We start from the raw sequence: 16432 nt of genomic DNA on the forward strand, positions 1-16432 counted from the left end.
CCTGACTGAAGGGTCCGGCGGTAATGCCGCGGGCCTTTTCTACACTTTCCAAAGCTTGATCAGCAGGAAGCATGTGCGTCCTGGCATGATTTCTCACGCCCATCGCGCGGCTACCGCAGACGAAGCCTCGTCTGCGTAGGGGGCTGCTCGTCTGTCCGCCAAAGACCCAAGAGGGGGATTTTCCATGGCCTATCTCGACCTCGACAATATGTTCGCAGCGCCCGTCACCAGCCGCAGCCAGACGCCTGCCACCGCTGGGCTTGCCGGGTTCTCGGCGCTCGAATGGAGCGTCATTGCGCTGGCGCAACGCGATACGCTCGGCAGCCTTACCACCCCTGGCCGCCTGGCGCGCGCGCTTGGCGGCGTATTCGGGCGCGGTACCGCATCGCGGCTCGCCGATCCGAAGCTGGAAGCGCTCCGCCGCGCGGCGGTGCACGCCCGGCATCGCGGTTTCGCCCTGCCAACGGCTGAAATCGCGCATTTCCATTCGGTCGGCTTCAGCGAGGCGCAACTCGAAACGCTCATCACCAGCGTGACCGGAATGCGCGTCGGCCGTACCGACCGGAGGATCTTCGCATGAACATGATCGCACCGATCGATACGACGCAGGAGCTTCGTACCGAATCCGACGTATCAAAACCAAGGCGTTGGATGCGCTGGCAAAAACGCGCGGCTGTCCTGCTGCCGATCGCGGTCGCCGGGGTCGTCGGCGTCAAGCTGTTCGACCATTCCGACGCGGTCGCAGCGCTTCCGCCGCCCGCCGCCGTGACCATCGCCACGCCGTTGGTGCGCCAGGTCAGCGAGTGGGACGACTATGTCGGCCGCTTCGCGCCTAGCCGTAGCGTCGAGGTTCGCCCACGCGTCGCGGGTGAAGTGACCGGGGTGCATTTCCACGACGGCGATGTCGTCCGCCAGGGCCAATTGCTGTTCACGATCGACTCCCGCCCCTTCGCCGCCGCGCTCGCCGAAGCACGCGCCAACGAGGCGAGTGCGCAAAGCGCGCTGGTGCTGGCGCGCACCGATCTCGGCCGCGCGACGCGGCTGATCGCCGACGATGCGGTTTCGGCCGGCGAAGTCGATGCACTGCGCGGGAAGCTGCAGGCGGCACAAGCCGGCCTCGCGGCGGCGCAAGCCCGCGTCCGGGCGCGCGCGCTCGATGTGTCCTTCACGCAGATCCGGGCACCGATCAGCGGACGCATCTCGGATCGCCGCGTCGATGCGGGCAATCAGGTCGCCGGCGGCGAAGGCACCGGCGGCACGGTGCTGACGACGATCAACGCGCTCGACCCGATCTACTTCACCTTCGACGGTTCGGAGGCGTTGTTCCTCAAGACGCAACGCAACCGCCAGCCGGGTGCCGCTGCGCCTGCGGTCGAGATCCAGTTGCAGGACGAGACGAGCCATCGCTGGAAGGGCAAGCTCGACTTCACCGACAACGGGCTCGACACGCATTCGGGCACGATCCGCGGGCGTGCGGTGCTCGCCAATCCGGGGCTGTTCCTGACGCCGGGGATGTTCGGCAACATGCGGCTCGCCAGCGCCGGGACCAGGCCCGCTTTGCTCGTCCCCGACGATGCGGTGCAGACCGACCAGGCGCGCAAGGTCCTGCTCACGGTCGATGGCAACAATGTCGTCACCGCCAAGCCGGTCGTGCTCGGCGCGGTGGTCGACGGGATGCGCGTGATCCGATCGGGCGTGGGCCCGCAGGATCGCATCATCATCAAGGGCACGCAGATGGCGATGCCGGGTGCCAAGGTTGCGCCCACGGTCGGCAAGATCGCGGTTTCGGCGGATGCATCTGCGCCGACCGCGCAGCCAATCGCGGGCGAAGCGACGCTGAGCCGGTGACGCCCCTACTCGTCACCCTCGCGAAGGCGAGGGTCCCGCTTCTTCTCCTACGACGGGGCAAGGCAGCGGGATTCCCGCCTTCGCGCGGATGACGGGAGTGGCGTCTGTCCGGACCCAATAGCCGATCGATTCATCATTGCCGTTCGTCGCTTCGGCGTCCGCTCTTGGACGCTGCCCGGTGACGTGCGCGCTTCTTCGAGGGACACTGTCCATGCGCTTCTCGCGCTTCTTCATCACCCGGCCGATCTTCGCCGGGGTCATCGCGGTGGTCATCACCATCGTGGGTCTGATCGCCTATTTCACCCTGCCGGTGTCGCAATATCCCGATATCGTGCCCCCCACGGTGACGGTCAGCGCGGTGTATCCGGGCGCTTCGGCCGAAACGGTCGCGGAAACCGTCGCCGCGCCGATCGAGCAGGAAATCAACGGCGTCGACAACATGCTGTACCAGTCGTCGCAATCGACCGGCGATGGCAAGGTGACGATCACCGTCACCTTCAAGATCGGCACCAACCTGGATGCCGCGCAGGTGCTCGTGCAAAACCGCGTCGCGGTCGCGGTCCCGCGGCTACCCGAGGACGTGCAGCGTCTTGGCGTCGTGACACGCAAGACCAGCCCCGACTTCCTGATGGTCGTCAACCTGATCTCGCCCGACAATTCGCTCGATCGCGGCTACATCTCCAATTACGCGCTCACCCAGGTCCGCGATCGCCTCAGCCGCATCGACGGCGTCGGTGACGTGCAACTGTTCGGCGCGCGCGACTATTCGATGCGCGTCTGGATCGACCCCGGCCGTGCCGCCGCGCTCGACCTGACCGCGGGCGAGATCGTCGCCGCGCTGCGTGCACAGAACGTCCAGGTCGCAGCCGGCACGCTCGGCCAGCCGCCCTACGCCACTGGCAACGCCTTCCAGCTCAACGTCGAGACGCAGGGCCGCCTGACCGACCCCAAGCAGTTCGCCGACGTGGTGATCCGCACCGACAAGGATGGTCACCAGGTCAAGGTCTCGGACGTCGCGCGGGTCGAGCTCGGTGCGCAGGACTACGGCGCCAACACCTATCTCAGCGGCAAGCCGACGGTCATCGCGGCGGTCTTCCAGCGCCCCGGCTCGAACGCGCTCGCTGCCGCGCAAGCGGTGTCGGCCGAGATGGAGACGATGTCGAAGAAGTTCCCCAAGGGGCTCGCCTATCGCGTCATCTACAACCCCACCGAATTCATCGCCCAGTCGATCGACGCGGTGAAGCACACGCTGATCGAGGCGATGATCCTCGTCGTGCTCGTCATCCTCGTCTTCCTGCAGAAGTGGCGTGCCGCGATCATCCCGATCGTCGCGATCCCGGTCTCGCTGATCGGCACCTTCGCGGTGCTGGCAGCGGTCGGTTACTCGCTCAACAACCTGTCGCTGTTCGGGCTGGTGCTCGCGATCGGGATCGTCGTCGATGACGCGATCGTCGTGGTCGAAAATGTCGAGCGCAACCTCGAGCACGGGCTCTCCCCGCTCGAGGCGGCGCGCAAGTCGATGGACGAAGTGTCGGGTGCGCTCGTCGCGATCGTGCTCGTGCTCTGCGCGGTGTTCATCCCGACCGTGTTCCTCACCGGCCTGTCGGGCGCGTTCTACCGCCAGTTCGCGGTGACGATCTCGACCGCGACGATCATCTCGCTGCTGCTTTCGCTGACACTGTCGCCAGCGCTCGCGGCGATGCTGCTCAAGCCGCATGGACCGGCGGATTCGGGCAACCGCGCCGCGCGGCTGGTGCGCCGCGCGGGCGACGCCTTCAACCGCGGCTTCGAGCGGATGAGCGAGGCCTATGGCCGCATGACGCTGCGCCTCGTCAGCGCACCGCGCAAAATGATGCTGGCGTATGGCGCGCTGATCGCGCTGACCGCCGTCGTCTTCACCGTCACGCCGTCGGGCTTCGTGCCAGCACAGGATCAGGGCTACTTCCTGACGATTATCCAGCTGCCGCCGGGCTCGGCGGTCGATCGCACCGATGCCGTGATGCAGAAGGTCGCCAAGCGCATCCTGCCGCTCGCCGGGGTCAAGGGCGCGGTCATGCTTGCCGGCTTCGACGGCCCGTCGCAGACGCTCGCGCCCAACAGCGCCGCCGCCTACATCCCGCTCAAGAGCTTTGAGGAACGTCGCAAGCTCGGCGTTACGCTCGCCTCGATCATGGGCGAGGCGCAGAAGGCGACTGCCGACATCAATGAGGCACGCCTGCTGATCGTCCCGCCGCCGCTGATCCAAGGCATCGGCTCGGCCGGCGGCTACCGCCTGATGGTGCAGGACCTGCAGGGCCACGGTTATCAGGAGATGGGTAAGACCGCCTACGGCCTGATCGGCCAGGCGAACCAGACCAAGGGGCTGGCGCAGGTCTATACCTTCTTCGACACCGCCACCCCGCGCATCTTCGCCGATGTCGATCGCACCAAGGCGAACATGCTGGGTGTGCCACCGGAGCGCGTGTTCGAGGCGCTGCAGGTCTATCTCGGGTCGGCGTTCGTCAACGACTTCAACCTGCTCGGTCGCACCTACCGCGTCACCGCCCAGGCCGATGCACCGTTCCGCAACACCACTGCCGATATCGCCAACCTCAAGACGCGGTCGAACACCGGGCAGATGGTGCCGATCGGATCGGTCTCGACCTTCCGCGACAAGACCGGGCCGTATCGCGTCGTGCGCTACAATCTGTTCCCGGCGGTCGAGGTCGATGGCGATACCGCCAAGGGCAGCTCGTCGGGCCAGTCGCTCGTCGCGATGGAGAAGCTCGCCGATACCGCATTGCCGACGGGGTACGCGCATGAATGGACCGGCATCGCCTTCCAGCAGAAATCGGCGGGCAGCACGGCGGGGCTCGTCTTTGGCATGGCGGTGCTGTTCGTCTTCCTCGTGCTCGCCGCACAATATGAGAGCCTGACGCTGCCGCTCGCGATCATCCTGATCGTGCCGATGTGCCTTTTGGCCGCGATGACCGGGGTGAATCTGCGCGGGATGGACAACAATGTCCTGACGCAGATCGGCCTCGTCGTGCTGATCGCGCTGGCCGCCAAGAACGCGATCCTCGTGGTCGAGTTCGCCAAGCAGGCAGAGGAGGAAGACGGCCTGTCGCCGGTCGAGGCAGCGGTCCGCGCCGCCAAGGACCGGTTGCGGCCGATCCTGATGACGAGCTTCGCCTTCATCCTCGGCGCGGTGCCGCTGGTGATCGCCGAAGGGGCTGGCGCCGAACTCCGCCAGGCGCTCGGCACGGCCGTGTTCTTCGGGATGATCGGTGTGACCGGCTTCGGCCTGCTGTTCACCCCCACCTTCTACGTCGTCGCGCGCGCGCTGGCGAAGCGGCTCGAACGCCGCCGCCCCGCCCCGCACGCGACCCATGGCCCCGCCGCAGCGCCCACGCTGCAGCCAGCCGAATAGGAACGATGATGAAAGCCATCCTGCTCACCAGCCTCTCCGCGCTCGCGCTCTCCGCTTGCGCCGCTGGCCCCACTTATGTCGCCCCCCTGCCCCCACCGACCGCCGCCGCGCCGTTCGTCACGTCAAACGCCGCGACGGTCACCACCGATGCCGAGCTGAACTGGTGGCGGATGTACCGCGATCCCGTGCTCGACGGGCTCGTCGCCGATGCGTTAGCGGCAAACACCGATCTACGCGTCGCGGTCGCGCGGCTCGACACCGCCCGCGCCTCGCTGCGCGGCGCCAAGACCGACCGCGAGCCGCAGGTGAATGCCGGCGCGAGCGGCAATTACGCACGGTCGTCGCAACTCCAGAGCCTGCCCGGCTTGGCACGCGAGCGCGCCACCTACGACGTCGGCCTCGACGTCAGCTACGAGCTCGACCTCTCGGGCCGAGTCCGACGCAACGTCGAGGCGGCACGCGGGGATGTCGGCGCGGCGCAGGCCGATGCCGATGCGGTCCGCGTCTCGATCGTCGCCGCGACGACGCGCGCCTATGTCGATGCCGCCTCCTCGGCCGAGCGGCTCGCGGTGGCGCGGCGGATCGTCGACCTCCTCGAAAAGTCGACGACGCTGACCGGCAAGCGCGTCGACGCCGGGCGCGCTACCCGGCTCGACCAGGTCCGCATCGCGGCGCTGCGGGACCAGCGCGCCGCGCTCGTCCCGCAGATCGAGAGCGAGCGGCAAGCCGCGCTGCTCCGCCTGGCGACGCTCACCGGTCGAACGCCGCGTGACCTCCCCGCCAGCGCCAGCGCGCGCAGCACGACGCCGCGGCTCGACCAGCCGATCCCGATCGGCGACGGGGCGGCTTTGCTCGCCCGACGCCCGGACGTTCGCGCCGCCGAGCGCCGCCTTGCCGCGTCGACCGCGCGGATCGGGGTGCAGACCTCGCAACTCTATCCGCAGATCTCGCTCGGCGCCTCGATCGGCTCGACCGCGACGACGGTCGGCGATCTGTTCACCGGCGGTCCGGTGCGCTGGCTGCTCGGGCCGCTGCTCAATTGGTCGCTCAACCAGTCGGCGGCGCGGGCGAAGATCGCCGGCGCCAAGGCCGAGACGCGCGGCGCGCTCGCCAGCTTCGACGGCAGCGTGCTAAGCGCGCTCGAGGAGACCGAGACCGCGCTGTCGACCTATGCTCGCGAACTAGACCGCCGCACCCAGCTCCAGTCGGCACGCGACAATGCCGCGACCGCCGCGCGGATCACCCGCGCGCGCCAGCGCGAGGGGACGATCGATTTCCTCGAAGTGCTCGATGCCGAACGCACCTTCGCCGACAGCGACGCCGAACTGGCAGCCGCCGACGCGCGGATCGCCGATGCGCAGATCGATCTGTTCCGCGCGCTGGGGGGTGGATGGCAATCCCGACAAAGCTGATCGTGCAGGGCGCCGCGGCGGCCGATCAAAGGAGCCATCGGCGGCGCGTCGACCCACACGGACGCGCTCCTACCGGCTAAGCCAGGGCCGCGCCGTACAATCGTCGTAACGCTGGCGTGGTCGGCCAAGGCCCCGTAGGCCCGACCGCACCAATATTCGGCCCGGCTTGGACCCAAAGCGGTTTCGTTTCGTTGCCGTCGCATTCCGTCCTCAAGGGTTGCGATTGCGCCATGCATCATTACTTAGCACGCTAATGATGTCCGAACGATCTAACGTCGAAGCCGCTTATGCTCGCACACTCCTTCCGCTCGCGCGCATGTGGCGGCAATCCGCCGACCGTGCGCTGAGCGGCTTTGGCCTATCCGCGTCAGGCGGATGGACGATCGTCCAAGTCGGGCGCCTTGGTGACGATGTGCGCCAGACCGACCTCGCCGCCGAGCTCGACGTTTCCGCCGCCTCCTTGGTTCGCGTGGTCGATCAGTTGGTCGCGGCCGAACTGGTCGACCGCCAACGCGACGACGTCGATGCGCGCGTCAGCCGCGTCCGCTTGACCGAACGGGGCCGCGCGCTGGTCGCAAAGATCGAGGCGGCGTTCGAGGCCTTGCGACGCGAGATGCTCGCCGATGTCGCCGACGCCGATCTTGCCACCGCCCTGCGCGTTGCCGAGCAGCTCGAGGCGCGCTTTACCCGGAAGCGCAACCGATGACGGGCAATCGCTTCGGCTGGAAAGAGGCGCTGTTCTCGCTCAAATGCCTGCTCGCGGCGGTGCTTGCCTATTATATCGCGCTGCGGATCGGCCTGACGCGACCGTATTGGGCGGTGACGACGTCGTACATCGTGGCGCAACCGCTCGCCGGCGCCGCGCTGTCGAAGGCGGCGTTCCGCGTGCTGGGCACCGTGCTGGGCGCCGCCGCCGCTGTCGTGCTCGTGCCGAACCTCGTCAACGCTCCCGAACTGCTGTCGCTCGGCCTCGCGCTGTGGCTGGGCGTGTGCCTCTACATCTCGTTGCTCGACCGAACGCCACGCGCCTACGTTTTTCTGCTCGCCGGCTATACCGCGAGCATCATCGGCTTCCCCTCGGTCGAAGCGCCGGGTGCGATTTTCACCACCGCGATCCTGCGCGTCGAGGAGATCACGATCGGGATCCTGTGCGGCGCACTGGTGCACGGCTTCGTCTTCCCGCAGACCGTGACCGCGACGCTGCTCTCGCGCGTCAACGCGATCCTCGCCGATGCCGAGCGCTGGTCGCGCGATTCGCTCGCGGGGCTGGCCGACAGCCGGCTCGACCGTGATCGGCGCCGGCTCGCGCTCGATATCAACGAGCTGCACCAGCTCTCGATCCATCTGCCGTTCGACACTGCACGCCTCCAGCCGCGCGTCCGTACGCTGCGCGCGCTTCAAGCTGAGCTGTCGATGCTGCTCCCGCTCGCCAGCGCCGTCGACGACCGTATCCGCGAATTGCTGCGTGGGGCCGACGCGCCGCGGCCCGAAGCGCTCGCGTTGATCGAGGAGGTTCGCGGCTGGCTTGCAGCGGCGCTGCCGATGGCCGAGCGCAACGCCACCGCCGATGCGCTGATCGCCCGCGCCCGCGCGCTCGAGCCGCCGGTGGTCGAGCCATTGTTGTGGCGCGACGCGCTGCGGCTGAGTTTGCTCGCGCGGCTCGCCGAGCTGATCGATGCGCATCGCAATGCGCGCGACTTGCTCGACCAGATGCGCTCGCCCTCGCGCACGCCGCTCAACCCCGGCGTCGCGCGACTGCTGGCGCGGACCGCGCGCCGCCCGCTCCACCGCGACCGTGGCATCGCGCTGCGGGCGGCGGCGGGAACCGTCGCGACGATCCTGATCGGCTGCGTCTTCTGGATCGGGACGGGCTGGTCCGATGGCGCGGGCGCGGTACTGATCGCAGGCGTGTGTTGCGCGCTGTTCGGCAACAGCGACGATCCCGCGCCGTCGATCATGGCGTTCTTCTACGGGACGATCCTCGGCCTGACCGTGGCGGCGATCTACGCTTTCGCGATCCTGCCACGCGTCACCGATTTCGTGACGCTGATCGCGGTGCTCGCGCCGGCGATGCTGATCGGCGGCGTATTTCTGTCGCGCCCGCGGACGACGCTGGTCACGCTCGGCGCGTTGCTCGGCGGAATCAATACGGTCGGGCTCAACGATCGCTACGGCGGCAGCTTCGACGGGTTCGTCAATGGCGGCGTCTCGCAGCTGATCGGGACGATCTTCGCGGTCGTCACCGTCGGCCTGTTCCAGACGATCGGCGCCGACACCGCCGCGCGCCGCCTGATCCGCGCCGGCTGGCGCGAACTGGCGCAGCGCAGCAACGCGAAAGGCCCGCCCGACGCCGCGGGCTGGGTCGCGCGGATGCTCGACCGGATCGGCTTGCTAGCGCCGCGGCTCGCGCTGCAGGACAAGGATCCGGGCAAACCGCTGCTCGATGCGTTGAGCGATCTGCGCGTTGGCGTCGCGATCGGCGAATTGCGGCAATTGCGGCTCGACGGCACGCTCGACGACGCTGCGAGCATAACTCCCGTCCTGCAGGGCGTCGGCACGCATTATCGCGCGCTGCGGCCAGATCGCCCCGCCCCACCCGAACCCGAGCTGCTTGCCGATCTCGACAGCGCGATCGGCGATCTGGCGGCCAACCCCGAACCCGCCCGCGCGCGTGCCGGCGTGCTGGCTTTGACGTCGTTGCGCCGCAACCTGTTCCCCGGCGCGCCGGCGTATGGAATCGCGGCATGATCGGCGAAGTCTCGATCGGCGGGGTGTTCGTGCCGACGATCCTGCTGCTGGCGATCGCCGCGCTGGTGCTGACCGCCGTCGTCACGCGGCTGCTGTCGGCGTTCGGCGCGTATCGCTTCGTTGCCTACCGACCCTTGGTCGACCTCGCGCTCTTCTTCCTCATCCTCGGACTCTTGTCCTTGCTGACCGGACCCTCGTTATGAAATCGCTGCTCGCCCCGCTTGGCCGTTCCGCCGTGACGATCGTGATCGTGCTGCTCGCGATCCTCGTCGCTTTGTGGCTGTGGCGCCGCTACGAGACCGATCCGTGGACGCGCGACGGGCACATCCGTGCCGATGTCGTCCGCATCACCCCCGATGTCGGCGGGTTGATCACGCAAGTCGCGGTGCACGACAATCAGCGCGTGAAGGCGGGCGACGTACTGTTCGTCGTCGATCGCCCGCGCTTCGCACTGACACTCGCTCAGTCCGACGCGGCGATCCAGAGCGCGCGCGCGACGCTGCTGCAGGCGCGGCGCGAGGCGCAGCGCGACCTTGCGCTCGGCGATCTCGTCGCCAAGGAAACGCACGAGCAGAATGTCGCGCGCGTTGCGACCGCCAGCGCGGCGCTCGCGCAGGCGCAGAGCGCGCGCTCCACCGCCGCGCTCAACCTCGCGCGGACCACGGTGCGCGCGAGCGTCAACGGCACGGTGACCAATCTCGATCTGCACCCGGGCGACTTCATCGCAGCGGGGGCGCAAGCGATGGCGCTGCTCGATTCGGATTCGATTCGCGTCGAGGGCTATTTCGAGGAAACAAAGCTCGGCAGCATTCATATCGGCGACCCCGTCACCGTCCATCTGATGGGCGAGCCGCGCGCGCTGAAGGGCCGCGTCGACAGCATCGCAGCGGGCATCAGCGACAACGAGCGCAGCATCAGCGCGAACCAGCTGCCGACGGTCAACCCGACCTTCACCTGGGTCCGCCTCGCACAGCGCATCCCGGTGCGCGTCAAGCTGACCGCGGTGCCGCAGGGGGTCTCGCTGATCGTCGGGCGCAGCGCGACGGTAACGGTCGTCCCGCAAGCCCCACAGGTGCACGCATGAGGCGCGGTGTCCTCGCGGGAGCTGCCGCGCTTCTGCTGGCCGGCTGCACCACTGCCGGACCGAACTACACGCTGCCCGATCCCGCCGTGGTCAACCGCCCGAGCGCGCAGGGCGCGTTCGACAGCGGCAAGGAGAAGCGCTTTGCCGATGTCCCGCTGCCCGATCACTGGTGGCAGCTCTATGGCGACACGCGGCTCGACGGGTTCGTCGCGGAAGGGCTTGCCGCCAATGCCGACCTGCGCGTTGCCGACGCCAATCTGCGCCGCGCCGATGCGGTCGTGGCGGAGGTCGCTGCTGGACGGACGCTGTCGACCGCGCTTGGCGGCGGCGCGTCGCTGTCGCGGCCCGCTGGCACCGGCGGATCGCTGCCGGGGACGGTGGGCTACGATGTCGGGCTGTCGCTCGCCTACCCGCTCGATCTGGCAGGCCGGATCAGGCGCGCAATCGAGGCGGCGCAGGGCGATGCCGAAGCCGTCGCCGCGGCGCGCGACAATGTCCGCGTGACCGTGGCTGCCGAGATCGCGCGCAGCTATGCGGCGGCCTGCACGGCGAACATGGTGCTCGCCGCCAACAACCGCGTGCTCGCGCTCCAGCGCCAGACGCTCGGCGTGACGCAGCGGCTGCAACGCGGCGGACGCGGGACGGCCTTCGACGTGACGCGCGCGCAAAGCGCGGTCGATCAAAGCGCTGCGCTGGTTCCCTCAACGATCGCGACGCGCACCGCCGCGCTCTACCGGCTCGCCACGCTGATGGGCCGCGCGCCCGCCGATTACCCGAAGGACGTGGCGAGCTGCGCGACCGCGCCGACGATGCGCAAGCCGCTGCCGATTGGTGACGGCGCAGGGCTGATCGCGCGGCGGCCCGATATCCGCGCCGCCGAACGCTCGCTCGCCGCCGCGACCGCGCGGATCGGGGTCGCCACGGCGAACCTGTATCCCCAGGTCAGCCTCGGTGGATCGGTCGGGCTGACCGGGCCGCTCTCGGCGTTCGGGTCGGGCGATGCCTTCCATGTCGGGCTGGGACCGCTGATCAGCTGGAGCTTCCCCAACCGCCCGATCGTCCGCGCACAGATCGCGCAGGCGGGTGCGGCCGCCGACGCTGCGCTCGCGCAGTTCGATTCGACGACGCTCGAGGCGCTGCGCCAGACCGAGACCGCGCTCTCGGCCTATGCGCGCGAGGCCGATCGCAACGCGGCACTCGCTCGCGCGCAGGCGAGTGCCGCGCGCGCGGCGAACCAGGCGGGCACGCTCTATCGCTTCGGGCGGACCGATTTCCTCGCTCTGCTGAGCGCACAGGCCGCGCTCACCACGGCGCAAGCGAACCTTGCCGCCTCCAACGCGTTGTTGGTCGATCGGCAAGTCGATGTGTTCAAGGCCCTTGGCGGGGGCTGGCAGTTCTGACGCGCCCCAAGGATCAGTGATGAAACAGGTTTCCCTCCCCGATGGCACAAGCGTGCCGGCGCTTGGCCAGGGCACGTGGATGATGGGCGAGGATCGCTCGAACCGCAGCGCCGAGATCGCGGCTTTGCGTGAAGGCATCACGCTCGGCATGACGCTGATCGACACCGCCGAAATGTACGGCGACGGCGAATCGGAAGCCTTGGTCGGCGAAGCGATCGCTGGGCTTCGCGATCAGGTGTTTCTGGTCAGCAAGGCCTATCCGCAGAATGCCGGCCGCGCGCGCCTTCGCGCGGCGTGCGAAGCGAGCCTCAAGCGGCTCGGGACCGATCGGCTCGATCTCTATCTGCTCCACTGGCGCGGCTCTGTGCCGCTGGCCGAGACGATCGAGGCGATGGAGGCGCTCCGCGATGCCGGCATGATCGTGCGCTGGGGCGTCAGCAACCTCGACACCGACGATATGGAGGAGCTGGTCGAAGCCGGTGGCCAAGGCTGCGCGACCGATCAGATCCTCTACAATCTCACGCGACGCGGGCCCGAGCATGACCTGTTGCCATGGCTCGCGGCACGGCACATGCCGATCATGGCGTACAGCCCGGTCGAGCAAGGACGCCTGCTCGGTCACCGCGCGCTGGCGACGATCGCTGCCGCGCGCGACGCGACACCGGCACAGCTCGCGCTGGCCTGGACGATGCGGCGCGACGCCGTGATCGCGATCCCCAAGGCCGGCAGCGTCGCGCACGTCCGTGACAATCGTGCCGCGCTCGATCTCGAACTCGACGCGGAAACGCTGGCAGCGCTGGATGCAGCGTTCCCGCCGCCACGCGCGCGTACGCCGCTCGCGATGCTCTAAGCGGCTTGCCCGATTGCGGCGAGCAGCGTCTGTTCGGACACGATCCGGATCGGCTTGCCCGCGCGGCGCAGCGCTTCGGCCTTGCCATATGCCGGGCTCATCAACGTCGCGCGCGTGAAGCGATCGCCTCCGGCGACGATGAGGACATTGGTGCTCGTACCGACCGAGGTCATCACCTTGGCGCCGAGCGCCGCGAGCCGATGCGCCAATGGCCCATCGCGCGGCTCGCCGACGATCGCGACTCGCTCGCCGAGCAGCGGCCCTGCCTCGGCCGGGGTCGGCGCTGGCCCCGGCTTGCGCGGCGGTGCCAGCCATTTCTCGAGCGAGATCCCAGTCTGCTCGATCGCCTTGACGATCACCCAGCCCGCAGCGCGCGCATCGCTCAGCGCGTCGTGATGGCGATGCGCGATCCCGAGAAAGCGCGCCAGCCCCCCAAGCTTGTGGTTTTCGAGATCGGGCCAAGCGCGCTGGGCGACGCGGACGCTGTCGAGCCACGTCGTCTCGATCATCGGCCGATCGTGCTGCCGGCAGGCCGCCGCGAGCGCGCTCTTGTCGAAGAACGAATGCGCGACCGTGGTGCGCCCGGCGAGATGCCGTTCGACGACCGCGTGCACGTCGCCGAAGCGCGGCTGCCCGACGACATGGTGCGCGGCGATCCCATGGATCCGCGTGTTGAAGATGTTGAACTCGTCGCACGGATCGAGCAGCGTTTCGTATTCAAAGACTTCGCGGCCTCCGCGAAACCCGACAATGCCGATCTGGCAGATGCTGCTCGCGCGCGAACAGGCGGTCTCGACGTCGATCACGACGAAATCGGGCGGCGGGGATTGGAACTCGGCAGACGACACGTCGTCCGGCATAGCAGTTTTCAGGCGGGCATTGTCCACAGGCTTAGCGATTTGCGGCCGCGATCAGCGCCCTGCCCGTGTCGGACAGGCTGCGAAAGGTGATCGACCAGCGCGGTGCATCCATTTCGGCGATGCTGTGCTCCCACGCGTGGCGTGCCAAGCCGCTCAGATGATAGGCGCCGCGCGGAGTCAGCAGCGCGGTGGCCCGCTCGAAGCGGTCGCCGATCCGACGGCGGAAGCGCAGCGTCGCGGGCGCCCCGAGCGAGATGCCGACGACATGCTCGAAGTGCGGCCGGTCGCGGTGCCAGCCGATCCCGGCACCGATATCGTAGCGAATCACCAGCGCTTGGACGAGCGTGCCAGCGGCCAATCCCGCCATCGCCTCGGCACGGCGACGAAGCGGATCGAGCCACGCCGGAATTGGCGAAGCCTCGGCCATCCCGCCGGTGTCGAAGTCGTAATGCCAGCCGAAGCTGTGCGTCAGCCGCTTGCCGAGCCAGCCCTGGAAGCGGAACGGCTCTAGCGCGCAGGCGTCAATTGCAGCGATCAACGCGCCCGCTTCGTCCGCGGAGACGAAATCGTCGACCGCGGTCAGGCCCGGCAGGATCGGGGTATCGAACAGATCACGCATCATCGATCCAAAGACAAAAGGCCGCCCCTTGCGGGACGGCCTTTCCATTGTCGGCCTCAGGCCGGCAACTCTTCAGGCGAGACCGCCCTCCACGAGGGAGACCGAGCTCAAACCCTGTGCCGACTGCGGCGTGAGACAATGAGACATTCGACCACCTCCTTTCCATTGTTGAACGATGACAGGAAGATGGTGACGCCTCCGGGGATTGCAAGATCTCCGAATGTCCGTTCGATCAGAAGCTGAAGCGCCCGCCAAGCGACAGCACGACGGCATGCGCGTTCTGCAGCAGGCCCTTGGTCAGGATGACCGTCTGCGCGGCGGTGCCGGCATAGGCTGCGGTCGCACGGTCGATCGTCGTGTCCTTGAAATCGACATAGCTCGCCGCGGCATCGATCGTCATGTGGTTGCTCATCCGGTAGCTGCCGCCCGCCGAATAGGTCCAGCGGTTCGAATCGGGCACGCGCGCGTCGCGCAGGCCATCCTGTGTCGGCGTCACCGCGCGCTGCACGCCGGCACGCACCGTCGCCTTGGGGCTGACGGCGTAATCGAAACCGCCGGCGAGGCTCCAGCTGTCGCGGTAGTTCTCGGGCAGTGCGACGTTGAGCGGCGCGCCGAGACGGATCGCGTCGAACTTGCTCCAGTTATACGCGACGACCTGTGCGTTGAGCGTCAGCGCTTCGGTTGCGCGCAGGCGGCCACCGACGATCACCTGACCCGGCGTGTTGAACTGTGCCTGGACGCCCGAGAGCGAACGGTTCTGCGCCGCGAGCGGGCCGACCAGCCCGGCAACGGTGAGATCGCCCTTCAGCGTATGCTTGATGCTCGACTTGTAGCTGATGCCGACCGAAACGAGCTTGTTGTGGAGCTGGACGCCCGCGGTCCAGCCGAAGTCCCAGCCGTCGCCGCGCAGCGTCTGGCTGCCGTCGGGCAGTGCCGCCGAGACGTTGGGCAGCGCGTTGCTGAGGTACGCGTCGGTATATTCGACATTGAGCGCGCCGCCGACCCGCAGCCAGTCGGTCAGCACCACGCCGATCGAGGGCTGAATGTCGATCGTGCGCAGGCGCGTCTTGTCGGCGCTGTAGCGCGTCCAGCTATTGGCGTCGTAATCGGTGGTGAAGCTGAACGGCGACGTCACCGCGAGGCCGACCGCGATCCGGTCGTTGATCGGATACGCGACCGATCCGCTCGGCAGCACGCCGTTGTTGATCGGATTGCGCGAGCGGGTCTGTCCGCCGATCGGCGCGAAGGCCTGGCCGGGCCGCGCGATCAGCGTGCCGTTGTCGACGACGTCACCCTTGGGCAGGATTGCAGTCGCGCTGACCTGGACTTCGGTGTCGGTGATCCCGGCGATCGCGGCAGGGTTCCACCACAGCGACGACGGTCCCGTGTCGGCGACTTCACCCGAGAACGAACGCCCCGCGCCGACCGTGGTCTGTGACTGGAGATAGAAAGCATCGGCGTGCGCAACGCCGGCGAAGCCGACGGTCGAGACGAGTGCAGACGCGGCCAGCAACGGGGCCTTGCAACGGATAACCATGATATATTCCTGAACTGACTTTTCGAGGGGGAAGAAAGAAAGTGGGCTCAGCGCACGCGCGTCCACGTCTGCGTCTTGCAGAGCGGGAAGAAGACGCAGCCGCGCAGCTTGAGCCGGTCGCTGCCAACGGGGGTGATACGACCGCTATAGGTGTGGCCGTCCTCGGCATTGTAGACTTGGCCGTTGGCCCATACGCCGTCCTTGTCGGGTGCAAAGCCGCTCAGCATCAGCATTCCCTGGACAGGACGCGTGCGCAGCTTTTCATCCGAATTCTTGGCGTCTTTGAGCGAAGGATTGGCGCGGATCGCATCGGACGTGACGACTTTACCGCAGATCGAGGCGCCGCAACGGCTGATCTCGACAATGGCATTGAGCGTCTCAGTCTTCCAGCGGCCGATCACGGTGTCGGCGGTGGCGGGGGCGCCGGCGAGCAGGGCGCCAATGAGCAGCAGGGACATGTACGTTCCTCTCCAAGCACCACCATCTCGGTGGTGCAATCGTGGTTGCCGTGCTTGAGCGATCCCCGCACGGTCGGTTCTGGTGTCGCTCCGTTTCGGCCCTAATGGCGAGCCCGTTGACGTATGCGGCAGATGGCTCGCAGTAGATTCGTATGCCGACAAGTCAAGCACTTGTCGGTACAGCGCGGGCAAACCGACCCGGCAACA

General features: G+C 68.0%; 14 protein-coding genes. 10 read left to right on the plus strand and 4 right to left on the minus strand.

Features of this window, described 5'->3' with window-relative positions; translation table 11 throughout:
* The first annotated feature begins 184 nt into the window (after window positions 1–184).
* The 10 genes from IE187_RS01325 to IE187_RS01370 all read left to right on the plus strand — a co-directional run bounded on the left by IE187_RS01325 (window position 185) and on the right by IE187_RS01370 (window position 12751).
* On the plus strand, window positions 185–580 hold the full coding sequence (locus IE187_RS01325; RefSeq protein ID WP_189674794.1) for a hypothetical protein: 396 nt from the start codon (window positions 185–187) through the stop codon (window positions 578–580).
* On the plus strand, window positions 577–1848 hold the full coding sequence (locus IE187_RS01330) for an efflux RND transporter periplasmic adaptor subunit (protein WP_189674795.1): 1272 nt from the start codon (window positions 577–579) through the stop codon (window positions 1846–1848). The genes IE187_RS01325 and IE187_RS01330 overlap by 4 nt, the downstream gene beginning before the upstream one ends.
* Window positions 1849–2059: 211 nt before the next feature.
* Window positions 2060–5257 carry an efflux RND transporter permease subunit gene (locus tag IE187_RS01335; RefSeq protein WP_189674796.1) on the plus strand — a complete coding sequence of 1066 codons (3198 nt, stop codon included), beginning with the start codon at window positions 2060–2062 and terminating at the stop codon, window positions 5255–5257.
* Window positions 5258–5265: 8 nt separating this feature from the next.
* Window positions 5266–6669, plus strand: coding sequence for an efflux transporter outer membrane subunit (locus tag IE187_RS01340; protein ID WP_189674797.1), 1404 nt, complete (start codon window positions 5266–5268; stop codon window positions 6667–6669).
* A gap of 256 nt (window positions 6670–6925) precedes the next feature.
* Complete coding sequence (locus IE187_RS01345) at window positions 6926–7375, plus strand: MarR family winged helix-turn-helix transcriptional regulator (RefSeq protein WP_189674798.1); 450 nt, start codon at window positions 6926–6928, stop codon at window positions 7373–7375.
* Window positions 7372–9417, plus strand: a complete 2046-nt coding sequence (locus tag IE187_RS01350) for an FUSC family protein (RefSeq protein WP_189674799.1) — start codon at window positions 7372–7374, stop codon at window positions 9415–9417. Before IE187_RS01345 ends, IE187_RS01350 begins: the two co-directional genes overlap by 4 nt.
* Window positions 9414–9620, plus strand: a complete 207-nt coding sequence (locus IE187_RS01355) for a DUF1656 domain-containing protein (protein WP_189674800.1) — start codon at window positions 9414–9416, stop codon at window positions 9618–9620. The genes IE187_RS01350 and IE187_RS01355 overlap by 4 nt, the downstream gene beginning before the upstream one ends.
* Complete coding sequence (locus tag IE187_RS01360) at window positions 9617–10501, plus strand: efflux RND transporter periplasmic adaptor subunit (RefSeq protein WP_133188431.1); 885 nt, start codon at window positions 9617–9619, stop codon at window positions 10499–10501. Before IE187_RS01355 ends, IE187_RS01360 begins: the two co-directional genes overlap by 4 nt.
* Window positions 10498–11901 carry an efflux transporter outer membrane subunit gene (locus tag IE187_RS01365; RefSeq protein WP_189674801.1) on the plus strand — a complete coding sequence of 468 codons (1404 nt, stop codon included), beginning with the start codon at window positions 10498–10500 and terminating at the stop codon, window positions 11899–11901. The genes IE187_RS01360 and IE187_RS01365 overlap by 4 nt, the downstream gene beginning before the upstream one ends.
* A gap of 19 nt (window positions 11902–11920) precedes the next feature.
* On the plus strand, window positions 11921–12751 hold the full coding sequence (locus tag IE187_RS01370) for an aldo/keto reductase (RefSeq protein ID WP_189674802.1): 831 nt from the start codon (window positions 11921–11923) through the stop codon (window positions 12749–12751).
* On the opposite strand, the gene IE187_RS01375 is transcribed toward IE187_RS01370, so the two are convergent.
* From IE187_RS01375 to IE187_RS01390, 4 genes are all read right to left on the minus strand, one after another.
* Window positions 12748–13611, minus strand: a complete 864-nt coding sequence (locus tag IE187_RS01375; RefSeq protein WP_189674803.1) for an exonuclease domain-containing protein — start codon at window positions 13609–13611, stop codon at window positions 12748–12750. The genes IE187_RS01370 and IE187_RS01375 overlap by 4 nt on opposite strands.
* A 31-nt stretch (window positions 13612–13642) precedes the next feature.
* Window positions 13643–14233: an alpha-ketoglutarate-dependent dioxygenase AlkB gene (locus IE187_RS01380; RefSeq protein ID WP_189674804.1), complete on the minus strand. Its 591-nt coding sequence runs from the start codon at window positions 14231–14233 to the stop codon at window positions 13643–13645.
* Window positions 14234–14462: 229 nt separating this feature from the next.
* On the minus strand, window positions 14463–15767 hold the full coding sequence (locus IE187_RS01385) for an OmpP1/FadL family transporter (RefSeq protein ID WP_189674805.1): 1305 nt from the start codon (window positions 15765–15767) through the stop codon (window positions 14463–14465).
* Between the two features lie 47 nt (window positions 15768–15814).
* The gene (locus IE187_RS01390) at window positions 15815–16225 is read right to left on the minus strand and encodes a DUF2147 domain-containing protein (protein ID WP_133188443.1); all 411 of its coding nucleotides are present in this window, start codon (window positions 16223–16225) and stop codon (window positions 15815–15817) included.
* Window positions 16226–16432 lie beyond the last annotated feature (207 nt).

The sequence above is a fragment of the Sphingomonas glacialis genome (assembly GCF_014653575.1).
Classification (GTDB): domain Bacteria; phylum Pseudomonadota; class Alphaproteobacteria; order Sphingomonadales; family Sphingomonadaceae; genus Sphingomonas; species Sphingomonas glacialis.